General features: G+C 39.9%; 12 protein-coding genes. 7 read left to right on the top strand and 5 right to left on the bottom strand.

Going from position 1 to position 20,186, the window contains the following annotated elements:
- Nucleotides 1-7 precede the first annotated feature (7 nt).
- The gene (locus MSI_RS01695) at nt 8-1,045 is read left to right on the top strand and encodes a GGGtGRT protein (RefSeq protein WP_009103017.1); all 1,038 of its coding nucleotides are present in this window, start codon (nt 8-10) and stop codon (nt 1,043-1,045) included.
- A 259-nt stretch (nt 1,046-1,304) separates the two neighbouring features.
- Here MSI_RS01695 and MSI_RS01690 read toward each other — a convergent pair whose 3' ends face one another.
- The gene (locus MSI_RS01690) at nt 1,305-2,945 is read right to left on the bottom strand and encodes a GGDEF domain-containing protein (RefSeq protein ID WP_192807729.1); all 1,641 of its coding nucleotides are present in this window, start codon (nt 2,943-2,945) and stop codon (nt 1,305-1,307) included.
- A gap of 213 nt (nt 2,946-3,158) precedes the next feature.
- Here MSI_RS01690 and pflA point away from each other — a divergent pair, with 213 nt between their 5' ends.
- Genes pflA through gatB form a run of 3 tightly spaced genes read left to right on the top strand, consistent with a single transcriptional unit; the run spans nt 3,159 to nt 6,320 of the window.
- Nucleotides 3,159-3,905 (top strand): pyruvate formate-lyase-activating protein, encoded by a 747-nt coding sequence (pflA, locus tag MSI_RS01685; RefSeq protein ID WP_009103013.1) that lies wholly within the window; start codon nt 3,159-3,161, stop codon nt 3,903-3,905.
- On the top strand, nt 3,906-4,721 hold the full coding sequence (locus MSI_RS01680; protein WP_009103011.1) for an alpha/beta fold hydrolase: 816 nt from the start codon (nt 3,906-3,908) through the stop codon (nt 4,719-4,721). It abuts the gene before it with no gap.
- Nucleotides 4,722-4,775: 54 nt separating this feature from the next.
- Complete coding sequence (gene gatB, locus MSI_RS01675) at nt 4,776-6,320, top strand: Asp-tRNA(Asn)/Glu-tRNA(Gln) amidotransferase subunit GatB (RefSeq protein WP_009103009.1); 1,545 nt, start codon at nt 4,776-4,778, stop codon at nt 6,318-6,320.
- 98 nt (nt 6,321-6,418) lie between these two features.
- On the opposite strand, the gene MSI_RS13740 is transcribed toward gatB, so the two are convergent.
- The gene (locus MSI_RS13740) at nt 6,419-8,686 is read right to left on the bottom strand and encodes a GGDEF domain-containing protein (protein WP_009103007.1); all 2,268 of its coding nucleotides are present in this window, start codon (nt 8,684-8,686) and stop codon (nt 6,419-6,421) included.
- A gap of 177 nt (nt 8,687-8,863) precedes the next feature.
- Between MSI_RS13740 and lysA the strand changes: the two genes are divergently transcribed.
- The gene (lysA, locus tag MSI_RS01665) at nt 8,864-10,132 is read left to right on the top strand and encodes a diaminopimelate decarboxylase (protein ID WP_009103005.1); all 1,269 of its coding nucleotides are present in this window, start codon (nt 8,864-8,866) and stop codon (nt 10,130-10,132) included.
- Here the strand turns inward: lysA and MSI_RS01660 are convergent.
- Nucleotides 10,129-12,273 (bottom strand): methyl-accepting chemotaxis protein, encoded by a 2,145-nt coding sequence (locus tag MSI_RS01660; RefSeq protein ID WP_009103003.1) that lies wholly within the window; start codon nt 12,271-12,273, stop codon nt 10,129-10,131. The genes lysA and MSI_RS01660 overlap by 4 nt on opposite strands.
- Nucleotides 12,274-12,291: 18 nt before the next feature.
- Nucleotides 12,292-14,364 (bottom strand): methyl-accepting chemotaxis protein, encoded by a 2,073-nt coding sequence (locus tag MSI_RS01655; RefSeq protein ID WP_009103001.1) that lies wholly within the window; start codon nt 14,362-14,364, stop codon nt 12,292-12,294.
- A gap of 151 nt (nt 14,365-14,515) precedes the next feature.
- On the opposite strand from MSI_RS01655, the gene MSI_RS01650 reads away from it, so the two are divergent.
- A complete protein-coding gene (locus MSI_RS01650; RefSeq protein ID WP_009103000.1) occupies nt 14,516-15,820 on the top strand; it encodes a glycoside hydrolase family 5 protein in 1,305 nt (434 codons plus the stop codon).
- Complete coding sequence (locus tag MSI_RS01645) at nt 15,775-16,287, top strand: hypothetical protein (RefSeq protein WP_009102998.1); 513 nt, start codon at nt 15,775-15,777, stop codon at nt 16,285-16,287. The genes MSI_RS01650 and MSI_RS01645 overlap by 46 nt, the downstream gene beginning before the upstream one ends.
- Before the next feature lie 712 nt (nt 16,288-16,999).
- Here MSI_RS01645 and MSI_RS01640 read toward each other — a convergent pair.
- A complete protein-coding gene (locus MSI_RS01640; RefSeq protein WP_009102994.1) occupies nt 17,000-20,086 on the bottom strand; it encodes a right-handed parallel beta-helix repeat-containing protein in 3,087 nt (1,028 codons plus the stop codon).
- Between the last annotated feature and the right edge of the window lie 100 nt (nt 20,087-20,186).

Genomic DNA, 20,186 nt, shown 5'->3' with positions numbered 1-20,186 from the left:
AGTTATTATGGCATTGTTTGAAGATTTTGAAGGCCGCATTCCTCAGGTGAATAAGGCTCTTAAAGAATATGGTTTTAAAGAAGGTGAGGCTGGTTTGAACGAAGCTCGCGATCTTTGTAAGGCTCGTGGTTTCGATCCATACGAAATCTGTCAGTCTACACAGCAGATTTGTTTCGAAGATGCTAAATGGGCATATGTACTCGGATCTGCAATCGCAATCAAAGAAGCAGAAAAAACTGGTGACAAAACTGGTTCTACAGCTGCTGCTAACATCGGTAAAGGACTCCAGGCATTCTGTTTGCCAGGTTCTGTAGCTGATGACCGTAAAGTTGGTCTTGGTCACGGAAACCTTGGTGCACGTCTTCTTTCAGAAGAAACACAGTGCTTTGCATTCCTGGCAGGACACGAATCTTTCGCTGCTGCTGAAGGTGCTATTAAGATTGCTGCTAACGCTAACAAAGTTCGCAAGAACAAGCTTCGCGTTATCTTGAACGGTCTTGGAAAAGATGCTGCTCAGATTATTTCCCGCATCAACGGCTTTACATACGTTCAGACTAAATTTGATTACTTCAACGGTGAAGGTACAGACAAGGCTCTTACTGTTGTAAAAGAAGTTCCTTATGGTTCAAACCCTGACCGCCTTATCGTAAAGTGCTACGGTGCTGACGATGTTCGCGAAGGTGTTGCAATCATGTGGCACGAAGATGTTGATGTTTCTATTACTGGAAACTCTACAAACCCAACACGTTTCCAGCACCCAGTTGCTGGTACTTACAAGAAAGAGCGCTTGCTCGCTGGTAAGAAATACTTCTCTGTAGCTTCTGGTGGTGGTACAGGTCGTACACTTCACCCAGATAACATGGCTGCAGGTCCAGCTTCTTACGGATTTACTGATACTTTGGGTCGTATGCACTCAGACGCTCAGTTCGCAGGATCTTCATCAGTTCCAGCACACGTAGAAATGATGGGCTTCATGGGAATGGGTAACAACCCTATGGTAGGTTGTACAGTTGCGTGCGCTGTAGCAGTAGCTGGTTCATTCTAAGATATCTGATTTCTTACGAAGTAGGTTGCACGCAACTGTACAACCTACGGCGCCCGATAAATCGGGCGAACCATTTAGTAAGTAAATGCTAAAAAGCAGTCCCAACGGACTGCTTTTTTTAACGCATTTTCTATATTCGGTATGTACTGTAGTATGCGCAGTAGCAGTTGCTGGAAGTTTCTAAGTTAAACTTATAAATGCAAAAGGGCACTCTCGTAATGAGGGTGCCTTTTTTATTGCACAAGCAACTGAAGGGGAGTTAACGGCGGCCGTCGAGGGCTTCGGAGAGTTCGCTTTTGTTTTTGTAGAAATTGGATTTAGCCTGGTACATTTCGGTATCGGCGGCTTTCTGGAGTTCGGTAAGTGACATGCCGGGATATTTTAAGCGGTTTGCAATTCCGTATGAAACTGAAATAGATTTAATTTTGTCGCCATTCCAGTTAGCTGCATAGTGGGTAAAACGCTGCATTCTGCGTTCCAGAATAGACTCTTCTTCCCTTATGATGATAAAGAATTCATCACCACCAAGACGGCAGATAAGCTCTGCATCCGGGAAGGCTTCTGTCATACAGATTGCTGTACCTTTCAAAAGTTCATCACCGGCATCATGACCAAAAGTGTCGTTTATAACTTTAAGACCGTTTACATCAATCATTATAAAGTTTGTTTCATTATCAATTCCAAGGGCTTCCAGCTTTGCCATTTTTCTGTAAAGAAGGCGGCGGTTTCCAAGATTTGTAAGCTGGTCTTTGTAGGAATTCCTTTCAGATTCAAGTAATTTTGCATGTTCTTTAAGCGAAGTTGAAAGCTTAAGAAGGCTTGTAACAATATGCATTCCAAAAAGAATCAAAAAACCGATTGTAATTAAGAACATATAGTTCATGTCTTTTCCAAAAAGGAAGAGGAACATGCTTACAACTGCAAAAACACCAAAGACAGCACTTCCAATGGAAAGAATCTTTTGCTCTCCTGTAATTTTCTTAACATATGCAAAGTCAAATGCGGCGCTGACAGTCATTATAATTCCGATGACATCAATAACATGAGTAAGGAAGAGCATCTGGGTAAAATCGCGGGTACCGGTTACAAACATTATCATCTGGAAAATAAGGTTGGCTTCAGCAGTTATCTGGAATAATCTGAGCATGCATTTGTGTTTTTTATTAATGGCACAAAGGAAGGCAGAAAAGAAAACCGGCATTGAAGTAAAGGCAAGGTAGTTTATTATTCCCACGCCTGCCATATTGCCAAGGATTACTCCCAGTACATCATAATTTGTAATAATCCAGATTACGATTGAAAGGGAAATCAGGAAGGTTTCTACAGAAATATCCAGATCTTCAAGTGTTTTTTTACTCTGGTAGAGATAGCTGAAAATGAAGGAATTCAGGGAAAAAAGTGCGCAGACAAAAAGAAGAATTGCAAGAATACAGGTTGGAATACATTTTGCAAGATTTTCGTGAATGTAAGTTGCCAGTGTGCTGACCCGAACCTTTGTTATGCTGGCTCCGTAAGGATTTTCCTGTAATGACATTGTCAGCTTTATTACTTCACCGCTGCAAACACTGCTTAAAGGAATAAAACAGGTGTTTCTTCCTGCATAGGTTTTAATTCCCATAAAGCGTGGCAGTTCTGAAACGTAGAAAATGTTACCGCGGAGTCTGGCAGTAAGCATTTTGTATTTTCCGTGAATTTCAATTACGTTTGAATCACGAACATTGGGCATTTTTGTATATAGTGTAAAGGCTTCTTCTGATTTGTTATTGTTGAATGGTAATTTTACTTCTTGTGTTAATTCTTCGTCAAAATAAAGGTGGAGATTTTTTGCAGGCGGGACATATTTTATACGTTTAATATCTGAGTCCTTAAATAGGGCCGCAAATACAATGTATAACATCATCACACCTAAGGTGACGAAATACGTCAGTTTATCAAATTTATTTTTAAATATTTGTTTTTTCATTTATGTGTTCTCAACCCCTCATCTTAAACACAATTATCTTCTTATTATATCACTAATTGTAGAAATGTAAAACTAAAAGTTGAATTAAAAAAAAATCCCCTTTATAATTAACCCGATGGCTCTGAACAGCCACCTTAAACAGGAGTTTTTATGGAAGGATATATTCACCAGTTAGAGAGTTTTGGCTGTGCAGACGGTCCCGGAAGCCGTTTTATCATTTTTTTTTCGGGCTGCGCATACCGCTGTAAATACTGCCACAATCCTGATACCTGGAAGATGACTGATGGAAAAAAATACACCACAGACCAGCTTATTACAGAAGCCCTCAGTTGCCGTGCCTACTGGGGAAAGAAGGGCGGAATTACTGTAAGCGGTGGAGAGCCTTTGCTTCAGCTTGATTTTTTAATCGAACTTTTTGAAAAAGCAAAAGAAAAGGGAATTAATACCTGTATCGATACTGCCGGTGGACCTTTTACAATGGAAGGCGAGTGGTTCAAGAAATTTGAAAAACTGATGAGCGTTACAGATATTCTTCTTCTTGATATCAAGCATATTGATGAAAAAGAACATATTGAACTTACCGGCCAGACCCGCGAAAATGTGCGCGAAATGTTTGAGTATCTTGATAAAATCAATAAGCCAATCTGGATCCGTCACGTTCTGGTTCCTGGTATTACTGATAACGACGACTATCTTACAAAAACCCGTGATTTTATCCGTACTTTGCACAATGTTCAGCGGGTTGAGATTTTGCCTTACCACGGACTGGGTGCTGCAAAATACAAGGAAATGGGAATCGATTACGTTCTTAAAGATACAGAAAGTCCTACAAAAGAACGCGTGGAAAATGCCCGTGCCATTCTTGAGTGCGAAAAATACGACGGGTGGAAAAAATAAATGGAAAATGAAGAAGTAACTTATGGTTCTATAAAGGCCTCTGGATCAGAACTTTCTTATGCCAAATTTGGTCACGGAAAGGACTATTTTGTACTTCTTCCCGGCTTACATTCCAAAAGCCTTATGCCTTTTGCTCCTGCGGTTGCAAAACAGTACGGTAAGCTTTTAGATTCCTTTACCATTTATATGTTTGACCGCATTTCAAATCCGCCGGAATCCTACTCAATCCGCGATATGGCAAAAGACACAATTTCTGCCATAGAGGAACTTAAAATCAAGGACGCCTATGTACTTGGTGTTTCAATGGGCGGTATGATTGCCCAGACAATCGCTGTAGAACGGGGTGATCTTGTAAAGAAGCTTGCAGTCTGCTCGACAACCCCGCGTATGAACGAAAACAGCCTGAATGTATTCGGACAATGGAAAAGGCTTGCTCAAGCTAATCAGCAGAAGGAACTTGCCCAGATGCTGGGAAAAACTATCTACACCCAAGACTTTTATGAATCTTATAAAGATGCAATCATGGAAAGCTTTGCAGGTGCCAGCGAATCAGAAATCCGCCGCTTTATAATCTGCACCCAGGCAATCCTGAATTTTGACATTTCTTCTGAATTGGAAAAAATTAAAGCTCCGGTTTTTGTAGTAGCCGGAGCTCAAGACCTTATTTTTACCTCAGAGCTTGCTGATGAAATTGCAGAAAAAACAGGGGGCGAAAAATATATCTACCCTAACTACGGACATTCCGCCTACGACGAAGCTCCTGATTTCCTTGATAGAGTCTGGAATTTCTTTAAACCTACTACCTCTTCTTTCTAAAATTTGATAAAATAAAATGATAAAATTATTTGTACTCTTTCTGGAGTTTTGATTATGGCTATTGATAAGTGGGAAATCGTAATCGGATGTGAGATTCATACTCAGCTTTTGACAAAAACTAAGGCTTTTTGTGCCTGTGAAAATAGATACGGTGGAATGCCTGATACACGTGTTTGTCCTGTTTGTCTGGGACTTCCTGGAGCTATGCCTCGTATTTCTAAAGGTTATGTAGAACTTGGCGCTGTTGCAGGCCAGGCTTTGAACTGCCATATTGCTCGCTTTACAAAATTTGACCGCAAGCACTATTTTTATCCTGACCTGGCAAAGGGCTATCAGATTACTCAGTATGATATTCCTCTTTGTACAAACGGTTATGTTGATCTGCCTTTCAGAAGCTTCCCTAAAGACGAACAGCCGGGTGGAGCAAAATGCCGCGACAAGAACTTTATTGGCGAGAACTGTATTATTGAAACAGAAGGAAATAAATACCGCCGCGTTCGTGTAGAGCGTATCCACCTTGAGGAAGACGTAGGTAAGTCCCTTCACTTGCAGGGAGCTCACTCTTACATTGACTATAACCGATGTGGTACTCCTCTTATTGAAATTGTAACAAAGCCGGATATGTCTTCTCCAGAAGAAGCTGCTCTTTTTATGCAGACTGTTCAGGAAATCCTCCGCTACGTAAAAGTTACTAACGGTAACCTTGAAGAAGGTAACATGCGCTGTGACGCAAACATCAACCTTAATGTTTGGGAAGACGGAAAACTTTACCACACTCCAATTTCTGAAATTAAGAACTTGAACTCTTTCAAGGCTATCCGCGAGGCTTGTACTTACGAAGCTCAGCGCCAGCTTAAGGAATTCCAGGAAGACCGTCAGGAATTCAACCCGGGCTTTAAAGTAACAATGGGTTGGGACGAAGAAAAAGGCCAGACTGTTGTTCAGCGTACTAAGAACTCTTTTGTTGATTACCGTTTTGTTGTAGAACCTGATATTAAACCTTTCAGCGTAAGCGAAGAATTGATTGCTACTGCCCTTGAAAAGGTTGGTGAGCTTCCTGAAGCTAAACGCCAGCGCTATAAGAAAGAATACGGCATGACAGACTTTGACGTAGAAACTATGACTTCTACAAAAGACCTTGCAATGTGGTTCGAAGAAGCCGCTACAAAGTCTAAGAGCCCTAAGAAGGTTGCAAACCTTATTCTTGCAGAGCTCCTTGCTGTTGTAAACGAAAATAAAGAGACTATTAACGATGTAAAAATCACTCCGGCTCATATTGCTCAGCTTGCTGATGCCCTTGAAGAAGGAAAAATTACTTCAAAACAGGGTAAGGAAGTATTTGCTGAAATGCTTGCTTCTAACAAAATGCCTTTGGATATCATCAAAGAAAAGGGCATGGAAGTTGTAAGCGACGCCGGCGAAATCGAAAAGATTGTTCAGGACGTAATTGCCGCTAACCCTAAGGCTGTAGAAGACTATAAGGGTGGAAAGACTAACGTAGTCGGCTGGCTCATGGGACAGGTAATGAAGATGTCTAAGGGCAAGGCAAATCCTAAGCAGGCAACAGAACTCCTTAACAAACACCTGGCTAAACTATAATACGAGTTTTCTTAAGAAAACTCGTGGTAGCGGTTCTTAAAACAGACAATTGAGTTTGAATTTTTAACCGCTACCGACACCTGGCAGCACTCTAAACGCTACCTGTGCACCTTAATAAATTCTACGAAATCTTCTGCTGTAAGAGGTTTTGAATAGAAATATCCCTGTGCTTCATCACAATTAATTGAACGCAGGAAGTCTCTCTGTACTGCAGTTTCTACGCCTTCAAAAATTGTAGACTTATTCAAAACCTTACTCATTTCAATCAGAATCTGAATAAACTCTGCTGACTGCTTATCCATTTCGCCGTTTTCTTTTGTGGAAGCGGTAAGGAAGGAACGGTCAAATTTAAGCACATCAATAGGAATTTTTGTAAGCATATTAAGCGAACTTTCGCCACTACCAAAATCGTCCATGGCAACTGTAAAGCCTTCTTTGTGCAGCTTTTCAGTGATTTCCTTAAGAGTCTTATCATCCATTACAGAACGTTCAATAATTTCAACCTGGATGAGATTAGATGGAATTGAGTAACGCTTGAAAATCTCTAAGAAGTCATGCATGAATTTTTCCGGCTTACTGTGGTTTCGACTCATATTTACGGAAATCGGAACTATAGGCTGATTATTGTGTATCTGATTCTCCAGGAACTTAAATACCTGTTCATAAACATAAAAGTCAAGTTTTGTAATAAAGCCGTTGCGTTCAAAAAGAGGAATAAAGGTGTCTGGCATCAGTTTACCAAGTTTTGGACTTTGCCAGCGGACAAGTGCCTCTGCACCAACAATTTTTTCATCTGCAAGAGAAATCTTAGGCTGGTACATTACATAGAATTCACCGTTTTTAAGGGCATCTTCCATATGGCTTTCTATGAATTTTTCTTCCCGGATTCTGTTCAGAAGCTTTGAATTGTAAATGGCATATTGAGTAAGAAGGTTTTCCTGAATTGTAGTTTTTGCGAAGGAAGCCTGTCCAATCAATTGCTGGATTGTATCTGCCCTGTCGCTGTTTTCCGGCATTAAGAAAGAAATTCCATATTTTGACATAAAAGGAATTTCATAATCTTTTGTCTTTAAGTTCAGTTCTGTTAATTCATGCTTAAAGATTGCCATTGCTTTTCTGACAGAAGGGATTTTAAGCAGAATGTAAAAATGATCTGCAAAGCCGCGGCCTATAATGGCATTGTATTTCATGGCAAGCTTGTTCAGGCGGCGGGAAAAATAAAAAATCATGGCATCAGAGGCGTCTTCGCCGTAATTCTGATAGGTGTAGCGGAACTGTCTGATATCACATTCCAGGAACATGAATTTATTGTTTGGATTATGCTTAAGAAGTTTTGCGGCTTCAATTTCAAAGTGTTTTCTGGTCCAAAGCGTTGTCAGAGAATCATAGATTGTTTCAATGTGCTGATGACGGTGCAAAAGACTGATTACATAAAATTCCAGGAAGGTGAGAATAAGCATAGTTGCAATACCCAGAATAACTATGAGGAAACGGTAACGGTTTTCCTTCTGTTTGAAGGCATAAAAGAAGGTATCTGGAACTGAAAGCCCCAGTGTCCAGTTTGTAGGCGGAACCTTTTGCAAAAAGATTGTTACAGGAGTGCCCCTTGTACTAATGGTCTTGTAATGTCCTTTACCAATTTTTGTAATTTCCCGTGAAGAAAGCAGGTTACTATCGTGAATTTCAGGACTATAAGTCTTTAAAATCATGTCAGGGTCAGGATGACAGATGAACTTTCCGTGCTCACCCAGAATAAAAATCCATTCGTCTTTATCAAAGAGAAAACTTTCAACAGCCTTATTCAAGGTTGTAAGCTTTATGGAAGCTGAATAAAAACCTCGCAGGCTGCCGTCTTCTTTTTTTACCGCAGATGCAAGTATGATAACAGGTTCGTCATTCATATGTGAGCGGATAGGAGAGCTTACAAAGTAATCAAACTTTTCATCAACAATTTTATGGAAATATTCTCGGTCTGTAACATCAGAAAGGGTCATGTTCTGTCTGAAGCCAATTCCTTCCGTGTTTACAAATGAAACATTCATAAAATCAGGATGATTAATATGTTTAATTTTGTTTATATACTGCTGAATTTCCTTGTCGCTGTGATTATTTGCATAGCCTGTTTTTATATAGGTATCAAGGACTGAAAAATAACTTTCAATTTTTAGGGTAACCGACTGGGCATAACCGGAAGACATATCTTCGCAGTATTCATCAAATTCTTTTCGCGACTGGTCTATAAGTTTTGTAGTTATATGAGAAGTTGATAAAACTACAATCAGAGTAAAAATTAGTGAAACGATCAGTGAAAAAACAAGATTTACAGTGTTTGGATTATACTGTTTATTATCCTTTATAATACCCATTTTGATACCAGATTACATTTTATTTTCCTTCCACCCTTATATAAATTATAACATGCTGTTTTGAAAAGTACACTTTTTTTCTTAGATTTTTTTTATCTTTACGTTATTAAATATATTGAAGATTTTTTTCTATTTTGACATAATTTTTTCCATAATATATTGAAAAAAGAGGGTAGTATGAGTTCTAATTTTCCGCTTACACAGTCACAGCTTGATAATCTGATTCAGGATTTTCCGACACCGTTTTATCTGTATGATGAAGAGGCAATCCGCGACAATATGAAACGCTTTACAAAAGCCTTCAGTATTTTTCCGAAATTCCGCGAACATTTTGCCGTAAAAGCATGTCCAAATCCTTATATTCTGAAAATTCTTGCTGATGAAGGCTGCGGAGCAGACTGTTCTTCTTTGCCGGAACTTATGCTTTCTCACCTTGCTGGAATTACAAGTGAAAAAGTAATTTTTACTTCAAACGAAACTCCGGCCTCGGAATATAAATTTGCTTACGAGCACGGAAATATTATCAATCTTGATGATATTACTCATATTGATTTCTTGAAGAAGGCCTTGGGCGGAGAATTTCCAGAAACTATCTGCTTCCGCTACAATCCTGGAAACGAAAAACAGGGCTGTAATTCAATTATCGGAAAGCCTGAAGAAGCAAAGTATGGACTTACCCGTGCTCAGATTATTGAAGCCTATGCAAAATGCCGCGATCTTGGCGTAAAACATTTTGGTCTTCATACAATGGTTGCTTCAAACGAACTGAATCCTGCCTTCTTTGTTGATACTGCAAAGCTGGTATTCGAACTTGCCGCAGAAATTAAGGAAAAGACTGGAGTTCAGATTGAATTTGTTGATCTGGGCGGTGGACTTGGTATTCCTTACAAGCCTGAGCAGAAGGCTGTGGATTATGATGAAGTTGCAAAAGGAATCCGTGCAGAATATGACCGCGTTGTTGTTCCTGCCGGGCTTGATCCTCTTGCAATTTACTGGGAATGTGGCCGTCCTATTACTGGTCCTTACGGCTGGCTTGTTACAACTGCAATTCACCAGAAGCATATTTACCGCGAATACATTGCTGTCGATGCCTGCATGGCAGATTTAATGCGCCCTGGAATGTACGGCGCTTACCATGAAGTTACTGTAAGTGGTAAGGAAAATGCTCCAAAAACTGAAGTTTATGATGTAGTTGGTTCTTTGTGTGAAAACTGCGATAAGTTTGCAGTACAGAGAAGCCTGCCAAAAATTGATATTGGTGACCACGTTATTATTCATGATGCCGGGGCACACGGTCGTGCTATGGGCTTTAACTACAACGGTAAGCTTCGCTGCGGTGAAATCCTTATGCGCCCTAACGGAACTTTTAAGGAAATCCGCCGCCGCGAAACCGTAGACGATTTGTTCGCTACAATAGACTTGGGTGGAGTGAAGGATTTTAATTAAAACTTGAACTTATCTACCTGTTCTCCAATCTTATCTATTGAGCTGTTAATGAGGTCGGAAACCTCGCCAAGGGCGCTTCCGGTCTCGTTGATTTTCTTTGCACCGATGCTCATTTCTTCCATGCTCTGATTCATCTGCATAGCGGCATCCTGCAAAGCCTGAACTTCCTTCAGAATCATCTTATTGCCTTCTTCCATTTCGGCAGAGGCATTTTTTACTTCCAGTGTGCTGTCCTGCATGCTGTGAAGGGCTTCTGTAATCTGCTTAGAACCTTCGTTCTGCTCTTCCATGGCAGACTTAATCTGCATGACAAGGGCATCTGTATCTTCAAGTTTTTTAGAAACAGTTTCAAAGGCAATGCTGGCTTCTGAAGAGGCAGAAACAACCTCACCAATAGATTCCTTAATATTGTTCAGCTGAACACCAATTGTTTTAGACTGGGCTGTAGAAGTTTCAGAAAGCTTACGGATTTCATCAGCAACAACGGCAAAACCTTTACCAGCTTCGCCTGCATGAGCGGCCTCAATTGCGGCATTCATGGCAAGAAGGTTAGTCTGGCTAGCAATAGAAGAAATTGCAACGTTTGCTTCCTGCAGCATCTGAGACTGGGTTTCAATCTGTTCAATTCTTTCGTTTACGGCTCTCTGCTTGTCTATTCCCACCTGAGAATTAGAACGCAGGTCTGCAAAGGAATTAGCCATTTTATCCATAGAAGTGTTTACAGAGGCAATGTTACCAATCATCTGTTCGACTGCAGCCGAAGCCTGAGTAACACCGCTGGACTGACTTTCTACCATGCGGCCTAGACTTTCAATGTTAGAAGCAATCTCGGTTACCGCACCCGCAGTCTGGTTAACGCTGGCATTCTGTCCTTCAATCTGTTTCACCATACTTTCAATATTTGCAATAATCTGGGTGATGGAACTTGCCGTATCGTGAGTGGCGTTAGAAAGATTATTTCCCGCGCTTGTAAGCTCGTTTTTAGATGATTTTACATCGCCGATAATATCCTGAAGTTTCTGGGCGAAGTCATTGAAGCCTTTTACCACATAACCGATTTCGTTGTTAGAATCAATATCGATTCTGCGGGTAAGGTCTGCATCGCCGGATGCAATGTCTGTGATTGCGGTCTCAACAACAGTAAGCGGCTTCATCATTCTGATAAGGAGGAAGGCTCCAACGGCAATCAGAATAAGGACGCTTGCAAGAGAGAAAATAATCATGTGAGTACTTATTCGGTTTACAAGCTTGTAAATGTCTGTATCAGGAATAGTAAGGGCAAAGCCCCATTTTGTTCCCGGAATAGGGCGGTAAACAATCAGATCTTTTCCCTGTCCAGTTTCAGAGGTAATCCATTCAGTTCCGGTTTTTCCGGCCGCAATATTAATTGCAACGTCAATTAAATCTGCATTCGGACCGTTTTTGTCGATATCTGTGATGAAGTTTTTCTTCATTATAAAGTCTTTGTTTTTATGGGCAAAAACCATTCCATCATCAGAAATAAGCCAGGCATAGCCGTTATCTCCGATTTTCATTTTGTTTACTTCGCTGGTCAAAAGCTGAACATTTACAACACCGCCAATCATGGCAAAAATTTCGCCTTTTTTGTCTCTGAGAGGGCGGGTAAGGTGAACTACTGGCTGACCGGTTGTTTTAGACATTAAAGGAGTGTTTACGAATCTTTCTGTTTTTCCCCGGTAAACTTCCTGGTAGTAAGGACGTTGGGAAACACTTACGGTTGTGCCCAGGTCTGTATGGGCAGTTCCGTTGGCGCCGGCAATCATAATGTAGTCAAAATCCTTACTGCGCATTTTTTCATGAGCAATAAGCCATTCGTAAATATCTGGGAGGATTCCGTCTTTCATGATGTCGGCATCAATGTAAGAGTTCAGTTCATTAAGATAGGCATCAAGATTATTGCGGATAGAAAGTGCATAACCATCTGCAATATTGATGTAATCTGCAGTCTTTTCTTCTATGATGGATTCTTTTGCATCACTTGTAATAAATATAAGCTGAGCGGCATTAATAAGAACAATTGTTCCTGCAATGCTGAACAAAAGGAATCTTATTAAGCTGGAACGCTTAGCCTTTTTCTCTTTAACTTTCTTTTCTTTAGGTTGCTTACTCTTGCTAGCCATATGAATCTCCTTAGAAAATTATACTTTGAACTGGTCTACCTGCTGGCCAATCTGACCGATTGAACCGCCAATCTGCTCAGAAACTTCCCTCAGGGTTACGCCGGTTTCATTAATTTTTCTGGCACCGATGCTCATTTCTTCCATGCTGGAAGTCATATGCATTGCCGCATCCTGCAGAGCCTGAACTTCTGCAAGAATCATCTTATTTCCTTCTTCCATTTCTGCAGAGGCATTCTTTACTTCAAGAGTGCTGTCCTGCATATTGTGAAGAGCCTCTGTAATCTGCTTAGAACCCTCATTCTGTTCTTCCATTGCAGATTTAATCTGCATTACAAGGGTATCTGTTTCTTCAAGTTTTTTGGAAACTGATTCAAAGGCAATGCTGGCTTCTGAAGAAGCGGAAACTACTTCACCAATAGATTCCTTTATGTTGGTCAACTGATTTCCGATTGTCTTAGACTGAGCCGTAGAGGTTTCAGAAAGCTTGCGGATTTCATCAGCTACAACCGCAAAGCCTTTTCCTGCTTCTCCTGCGTGAGCCGCTTCAATTGCCGCATTCATGGCAAGCAGGTTAGTCTGGCTGGCAATATTTGCGATTGCAACGTTAGCTTCCTGCAGCATCTGAGACTGAGTTTCAATCTGTTCGATACGGTCGTTTACCGCTTTTTGCTTATCAATTCCTACCTGAGAATTAGAACGCAAATCGGAGAAGGAATGAGCCATTTTATCCATAGAACTGTTTACAGAAGAAATATTACCAATCATCTGTTCAACAGCGGCCGAAGCCTGAGTTACTCCGCTGGACTGATTCTGAACCATGCGGCCAAGACTTTCTATGTTAGAAGCAATCTCTGTTACAGCACCTGCAGTCTGATTAACACTCTGATTCTGACCTTCAATCTGACGTTTCATGCTGTCTATGTTGGCAATAATTTCTGTGATGGAAGATGCCGTATCCTGAGTAGAAGTATTAAGATTTTCGCCCGCAACCATAAGCTCATCTTTTGAATTCTTTACATCGCCGATAATAGCCTGAAGTTTTTCGCTGAACTGATTGAAGCCCTTTACAACTTCTCCAATTTCATCATTTGCTTTTGCATTAAGACGTCGGGTTAAATCTGCGTCGCCAGAGGCAATTCCTGTAATGGCTGTACTTACATCCTTAAGCGGCTTAATAGAGAATTTTACTACAAAGGTGCCGATAAGAGCTGCACCAACAAGAGCGGCTACCGTAATCAAAAGCATGGCAGCCATAAGTTCTGTAATTCCGTTGTAAAAATCTGCATAAGGGGCAAGGCAGACAGCACTCCAGTCACTTCCGTCAATAGGCTGATAAGAAACAGCATATTTTTTCTTTTCTGCTTCATCATAGAAAACTTCAGCCGCAGTTTCGCCGTTCATAATGCGGGCAATTACAGGCTTAAAACCTTCTGAAGCAAGATCAGAGGCTACAGTATTATCTTCAACAAGTTTTTGATTTTCGTGAGCAACGTAGCGGCCACTTTTACGGCTGATAACAAAAGGGTGAGAAGCTTTACCAACCGTAAGGGTCTTCATCGTATGGCACAAATCCGAAGAATCTACAACAGCAGAAACTTCACCAATCTGGCGGCCGCTATTATTATAGAAAGGAACTGCATAAAAAGTGCAGAGATGTCCGTTAGTTTTTGACCAGTTTGGATCCATAAGGGCATTCTTACCTTGCATTGAAATAACAAGATACTCGCGAGAGCTCATATCGTGGTAAACACCTGTTGTACTGTAACCTACGCCCTTTTCATCATAACAGCCGATTCCGAAGTATTTGTTTTTTCCAGCCGTAACAGAGTTGGCCAGTAGCCACTTATCATGCAAAGAAACATTTTCATCGCGGAAAGTCGAAAGGCTGGCAATTGATTCGACCATTTTAAACTCGCGCTCATTAATCGTCTGGATTTTAGCCGCAACCGTATTCGCCAGATTAAGGTTTCCGGTTTCTACAGCCGCCGTAAGTTCCTGTTTTGACTTAGAATAACTGAAGCCTGCAATCAGCGACGCCGTAATAAAAATAAGACAAATCATCGCAAGTGTGATTTTAGTTTTTATACCCATGAAATAACTCCTGTGTAAGACGACCGGTCAGAGCCGTAAGTGCACTATTTTTTAAGTATAACACTGGTTTATTATTTTTCAAAAATTTATTTAATCTGTTCTTTTTAGACAGTTTTTTTGATTTTAATAAATCTCATGTTATAATCATATTATGAAAAAGATTTTTATAACTCTGGCTGTTATTCTGGGTATTTTTACAGCCGATTCTTTTGCGGCTGCATCAAAAACAAGCGGCACTTCTCAACAAGTGAAAAAAACAATGCCTTTTACAAAAGGTTTGAATCTTGCAGTATGGCTTGAAGCAAACTACACTCCGGACGGAAAGGTAGCTGCATTATCTGATTCAAACCGCCTCAGATTCGGAAAACAGGATTTTGAAGACATAAAAAGTCTTGGTGTAGAAATTGTTCGTATTCCGGTTCATTTCCAGGCTTTTTCTTCCGGCTCTCCCGATTATATTGTAAACGACTGGATTTGGGATGCTCTGGATAAAGCGGTAGAGTGGTGTACAGAACTGAAAATGTACATGATTATTGACTATCACAATAACTGCCAGGGAAGTTCAAAAACAAGTCCTGATATTGAAAAAATTCTTTTAAAGATCTGGCCGCAGGTTGCACAGCGTTATAAAGATTCAGGGGAATATGTTCTTTATGAAATTCATAACGAACCTCATATGAGAAGCGGTAATATAGAAAATGATGTTGCAAAATGGGCTAAAATACAGGGAAACGTTTTGAAAGCAATCCGGGAAACTGATAAAACTCATACCGTAATTGTTGGGGCTGAAAACTGGAATTCAGTAACGGAGCTTTTAAAATTACCGGATTATAAAGATCAAAATATCATTTATAACTTTCACGATTATTCACCAATGCTTTTTACTCATCAGGGAACAGTTTGGACAGACTACAAATGTGTAAAAGGTGTTCCCTTTCCTTATGTAAAGGAAAAAATGCCTGAAATTCCGGAGGAAGCCCCGGACTGGGTAAAGCAGGAAATTAAAAATTACCCGGAAGATTCAAAGGAAGTAAATCTTGTTAAGCCTCTGGATGAAGCCGTTAAACTTGCCAATAAACGCGGTGTTGCACTTATGTGTAATGAGTGGGGAGTTTCCCAGACCTATGCAGATAAAAATGAGCGTACCAGCTGGTATAAATTAAAGGCAAAATGGATGGATGAACGCAATATTATCCGCGTCAGCTGGGGCTACAGAGAGCCAATCGGTATTTTTAATAATTCAAGTTTGAAACAATATGAAGCAAGATTCCCTGAGGATTTGAATAAAGATCTTTTGGAGGCTATGGGATTTAATCTTCCCGGAAAGACAGCTCATCATCCTTCCTGGATCGATTCTGCAAAAAAGAAAATGATTTTACAATCTATAAAAGCGGATTTGCAGAAAATATTTTGTGCGATAACAGCTGGCTGGAAGATGACAGTGATTCAGAACTGAAAAGCATGATTTATAAAAGAGATTTTGCAGACGAACCGTATTATATCTACTTGAAAAAGGCAAAACCCTATAATCATCTGGATATTGATTTTTGCGGCGACTGCGATTTTACAGCCCTTTTTGGAAGCGGAAAGTCTCTTGAGTTTGAAATCCGGTCAAATCAAAAAGATCTTGCAATGGATCTGTATTTTATGCAGCAGGAAGTAAACGGAGCAGGGAAGGCCGGACTCCCATGGCGTGCTCAGACCTCATTAAAGAAAAATTCCGTTCCTGCTGACGGAAAATGGCATAAAGTGAGTATTCCTCTCAAAGATTTTTATGAAAGCGGCGCCTACAGCAATGCCCAGCAGAAGTGGTACAACGGCGAAGGCCTTTTCAGCTGGAAAAAAGTCCACAACCTCGTTTTTGACTTCGGAGAAAAAGGCCTGCAGAAAGATGTGTCGATAAGAGAGATTGTGATTAGGTAAAGAAAAACAGGCGAGTGCCAACACCCATTCGCCTTTCACCGTTCCGCTAGTGCTCCAGCCGCTTCCTTCGTTCGGCAGGCTCACTCAGTCCAGTGGCCGCCTTCGGCGCGGTTCAACGCTCACGCCTGCTGCTGTTTTTAATTGGAAGTGCAAAAATTCCAAAGCGCAATAATCAGATATAGCTATATCGTATAAAATATAAAGTTTTACTACGATGTAAAAATAGAAAAGACTTTACGCTTGATTGGTATATATTCTTGTGTTATACTTAATTTGCACCACAGTGATGGTAGGCTGAACCTCCGAATTCACATGAATAGGAGGCCTGCAGTATGACAGGATACGAAAGCGTAATGCTTCTTTGTGCAGTTGTAACAGCAATTGTTACAGTTGCATCGTTTGTCTTAGCAATATGCAAGGCTCTCGCTAAAAAAGATTCAGAAAGCGATTAGATAAAAAAGAAAGCCTACACTAGTTTCCACACCATGTAGGCTTTTTCATAAAAGCATACGGAGATTCAGCCACATTACTGTGGTGCTCCTTTATTTAATATATCACATTCCCGCAAAAAGTCAAGCAAGAGGCATTATGCCCCTCACCAGATTTTATTTAATTTGGAGAAAACCTATGAACTGCACGAACTCTATTCATACTATATTTTAACATTGCATCTGAAGAACTTGTACCTTGTTTTTCAACAACTATGAAACATTTAATCGTTTGATAGAGGTTCGCTTAGGGTTGTTCCGTTATAAATTACACCGCTTTCAAAATAATATTGTTTACCTTCAATTACGCCGCCTTCTGATACTCCATTGCCTGAAATGGTTGTATCGCTTATAGTAATACGGCTTCCATTTCTAGCAAAAATACCACCTCCGTGGGTCGGAGTATTTCCAACTCCACCATAATAGGCTGCAATATTATTTTGGATAGTACATTTATTTAATGTTAAAGTGCCGGAAGCCATAAAAATACCTCCGCCCATATAGTTACTGCCGCCTGACGCTGAAAGTTTGTTTCCTGAAATCTCACAGTTTGTTAATGTACTTGTTCCACCGCTTATGTATATGCCTCCACCATTTGTAGATTTTGTAGTATTATTGGCGGTCATATTTTCAATTGAAACACTACCTCCTGCTATGGTTAGAGAAGATTTGTTAGTAGCTGAAATTGTAAGGTTTTTGGCTTTTAAAATACCATCGTTTATTAGAATTCCAGATGGATTATATGCAGATGCTGATATTTTTACAGGAGAGCTTTCTGTTCCTTCTATATTTACTTCACCGTTTTCTATGCTGATTGCAGCTTTATCGCTTCCTGTATATTCGACTTCTACACCTTCTTTTATAGTAAGTTTTCCGCCTTCTTTTATTGTAAATAATGCTTTATCATAGTTACCTGAAATTTTATGGTTTCCTTCTACGACAAGAGGATATGTAACTTCAAAATAATTAGGTAAAGGAACAGCAATATCTGATTCAAGTCGAATTTTAATAGGTTTAGTACTGTCAGAAGAAATTTGCTTAAATATATCAGGCAAAGTATAACCTATTGTTGTTATTATAGTTGAATAACATTTTCCATCTTTACCAATAATCCAGTCATTATCTGATAATGCAAATTTTGCACACGATGCAGCGATGAGTGATTCGGTACCATTAAGCACTTGTTTTGATGCACTGTATGTTGGTGGGGTAATAGTAGCGATAGGTGCAGTGCCTGTAAGACCTTCTGTAACAAAGATGTATCTGTTTTCTACAAGATAAACATCATTTTTATTATCTGTTCCAGCAGGAATATATGCTTTTTTCAACAGCGTAAAATCACCACCTGCATATATTGCACCGCCATTTTTTTCTGCAGTATTGTTTTTTACGATTCCACCAGCAATTTTGAATACTTCAATAGCACTTGTTGCGAAAATACCACCACCTTCTTCTGCTGCATAGTTGAAACCAATACCGCCAGAGAAATTAGGATCATCAGAACTTACATTTGTGTAACCGATGTAAAGATTTGCTGCCCCTGCGCTATAAATACCGCCGCCATTTTTGAAAGCTCTGTTTGTACTTGTATCGTATGTTGGAAACTTATCTGAAGTTATGTTTCCAATGACGGCAGAACCGCTCATAAACAATGTACCGCCATTTATGAAAATACCGCCACCACGATTATAGGCAAGATTTCCATAAATACTACCGCCCTGGAAGTCAAAAGTTCCGCTGAATAATACACCGCCTCCATCTCCTTGTGTTCCTCTTCCCGCTGTGTTGTCCCAGATATAACCGTCTGTCATAATCATTTTATTTGTTGAGTAAACACCTCCGCCGTCACCGTCAGTGCTATCCTCAACGGTTGTTGTATTCCTTTCGATTCTACCACCGCTCATTATGAAGGTTCCATTATTCATTACACCGGCACCTTTTTTTGCCTGGTTTTTGGTAATTTGACCGCCGGTCATGGTTAGTTTTCCTGAGTCGCCAATAATTACGCCTGAATTATAATTATTCGTAATCACAACGCCACTAGAAATGGTAACATCTGTGGATATACCGCTTTCAAGTGAAAGTCCGGTTGTAGCAGCGCTTGAGCTGTCTGAACCTTGAATTTTCAGGTCTTTAATTGTTACAGGAACATCTGTACTTATGCTAAGAACAGTACCTGCGGATGTAAGATGCAGACTATCTGAATCGGATCCGCTTGCACCGCGGATTGTAAGAGTTTTGGCATGGTAAGTACCGCTGGCTTCCGTTTTTGAAAGAGTATCAGAAATTGACTGTGCGCCTTCTACTTTTCCGTTAATGAAGATGGTGTAATCCTTATTTTTGTTATGCATCAGTTTAACGGCATCGTCAATGGTTTTCAAAGGTTTAAGAAAGGTTCCGCTGTTAGCAGAATCACCATCTGCAGAAATGTAAAATTCAGTAAGGGCAAAGCCGTCTACCATTGCAGGGGTAATTTTGCAGGTGGTTGTTTTTGCAGAACCTGTACCTGTCGTTACAAAATATGGTTCATCGCCATTCTGAACCCAGGTATTTGTAACAAAATCTGATAAAACATTAATTATTTCGGTAAAGGAATAGAGAAGTTTATCTGAGTTATCGTAGAAATTAAAACTTACATTGTATGTCCCTTTTTCTTTTTCTATGGGATTTCCTTCAGTTCTTGTAATAATTTTATTATCTGCAGCTTCTAAAGAAAAAGTTTGTCCGGTCGAAAATGCCATAATACATTTTTGAATATCAGTTTCGCTTACATCAATTTCGAGTGAGATAGAACCGGGTGCTGTTGATGTCTGATTTACAGAAAGTGTAATATCTTCACTTACAACCTGATTTGCAGTGCTTATAGAAAACTCTTTACTTTCGCCGGAAAATATTTCTATTTCGTTATAAATTACGCTTACATATATTTTGTAATTTTTTTCTGTTTCTGTAAGCGGGATTTTAATTGTGTAGGAAGAATAATCTGTGGAATGAGTTCCGTCTATAGTTTCTGTACTGCCCTGAGCGGTATTTTTAGCGGTTATTTTATAGGTAAGTCCGCCAGGAATTGAAGGCCATGCAGTTCTTTTGCTGCCGGTATTTTCTATTTCTGCCTGTGCAGAAGTAAGCAGGCTGGCATATTCAGTTGGAAGGGCGGTACCCGGGTTTATTGCACCGGAAACAGTCACATAGCGGACTTCTGAGCTGGAATTGTTGTCGTTATCAAAAAGATTATTGCAGGAAGAAAAAATCAGGAAAATAAAAGTAAGAACAGATAAAAATGATTTTGTGATAATACGTTTTTCAGACATTCTTTATTCCTATCTTATAAAATAATAAGTAATTATACATAATGCGCGGAATATTGTCATCGGATGAAAATAATCAAAAAAAATCAACTTTTTTTTCAAA

Origin of the sequence: Treponema sp. JC4, from assembly GCF_000260795.1 — a bacterium.
Taxonomy (GTDB): domain Bacteria; phylum Spirochaetota; class Spirochaetia; order Treponematales; family Treponemataceae; genus Treponema_D.
The sequence above is the reverse complement of the archived record's forward strand: the minus strand, read 5'-3'. Positions and strand labels throughout refer to the sequence as shown.

Coding starts and splice junctions, on each gene's coding strand:
- MSI_RS01695 (WP_009103017.1), top strand. CDS start 8: ATGGCATTGTTTGAAGATTTTGAAGGCCGCATTCCTCAGGTGAATAAG.
- MSI_RS01690 (WP_192807729.1), bottom strand. CDS start 2,945: ATGATGTTATACATTGTATTTGCGGCCCTATTTAAGGACTCAGATATT.
- pflA (WP_009103013.1), top strand. CDS start 3,159: ATGGAAGGATATATTCACCAGTTAGAGAGTTTTGGCTGTGCAGACGGT.
- MSI_RS01680 (WP_009103011.1), top strand. CDS start 3,906: ATGGAAAATGAAGAAGTAACTTATGGTTCTATAAAGGCCTCTGGATCA.
- gatB (WP_009103009.1), top strand. CDS start 4,776: ATGGCTATTGATAAGTGGGAAATCGTAATCGGATGTGAGATTCATACT.
- MSI_RS13740 (WP_009103007.1), bottom strand. CDS start 8,686: ATGGGTATTATAAAGGATAATAAACAGTATAATCCAAACACTGTAAAT.
- lysA (WP_009103005.1), top strand. CDS start 8,864: ATGAGTTCTAATTTTCCGCTTACACAGTCACAGCTTGATAATCTGATT.
- MSI_RS01660 (WP_009103003.1), bottom strand. CDS start 12,273: ATGGCTAGCAAGAGTAAGCAACCTAAAGAAAAGAAAGTTAAAGAGAAA.
- MSI_RS01655 (WP_009103001.1), bottom strand. CDS start 14,364: ATGGGTATAAAAACTAAAATCACACTTGCGATGATTTGTCTTATTTTT.
- MSI_RS01650 (WP_009103000.1), top strand. CDS start 14,516: ATGAAAAAGATTTTTATAACTCTGGCTGTTATTCTGGGTATTTTTACA.
- MSI_RS01640 (WP_009102994.1), bottom strand. CDS start 20,086: ATGTCTGAAAAACGTATTATCACAAAATCATTTTTATCTGTTCTTACT.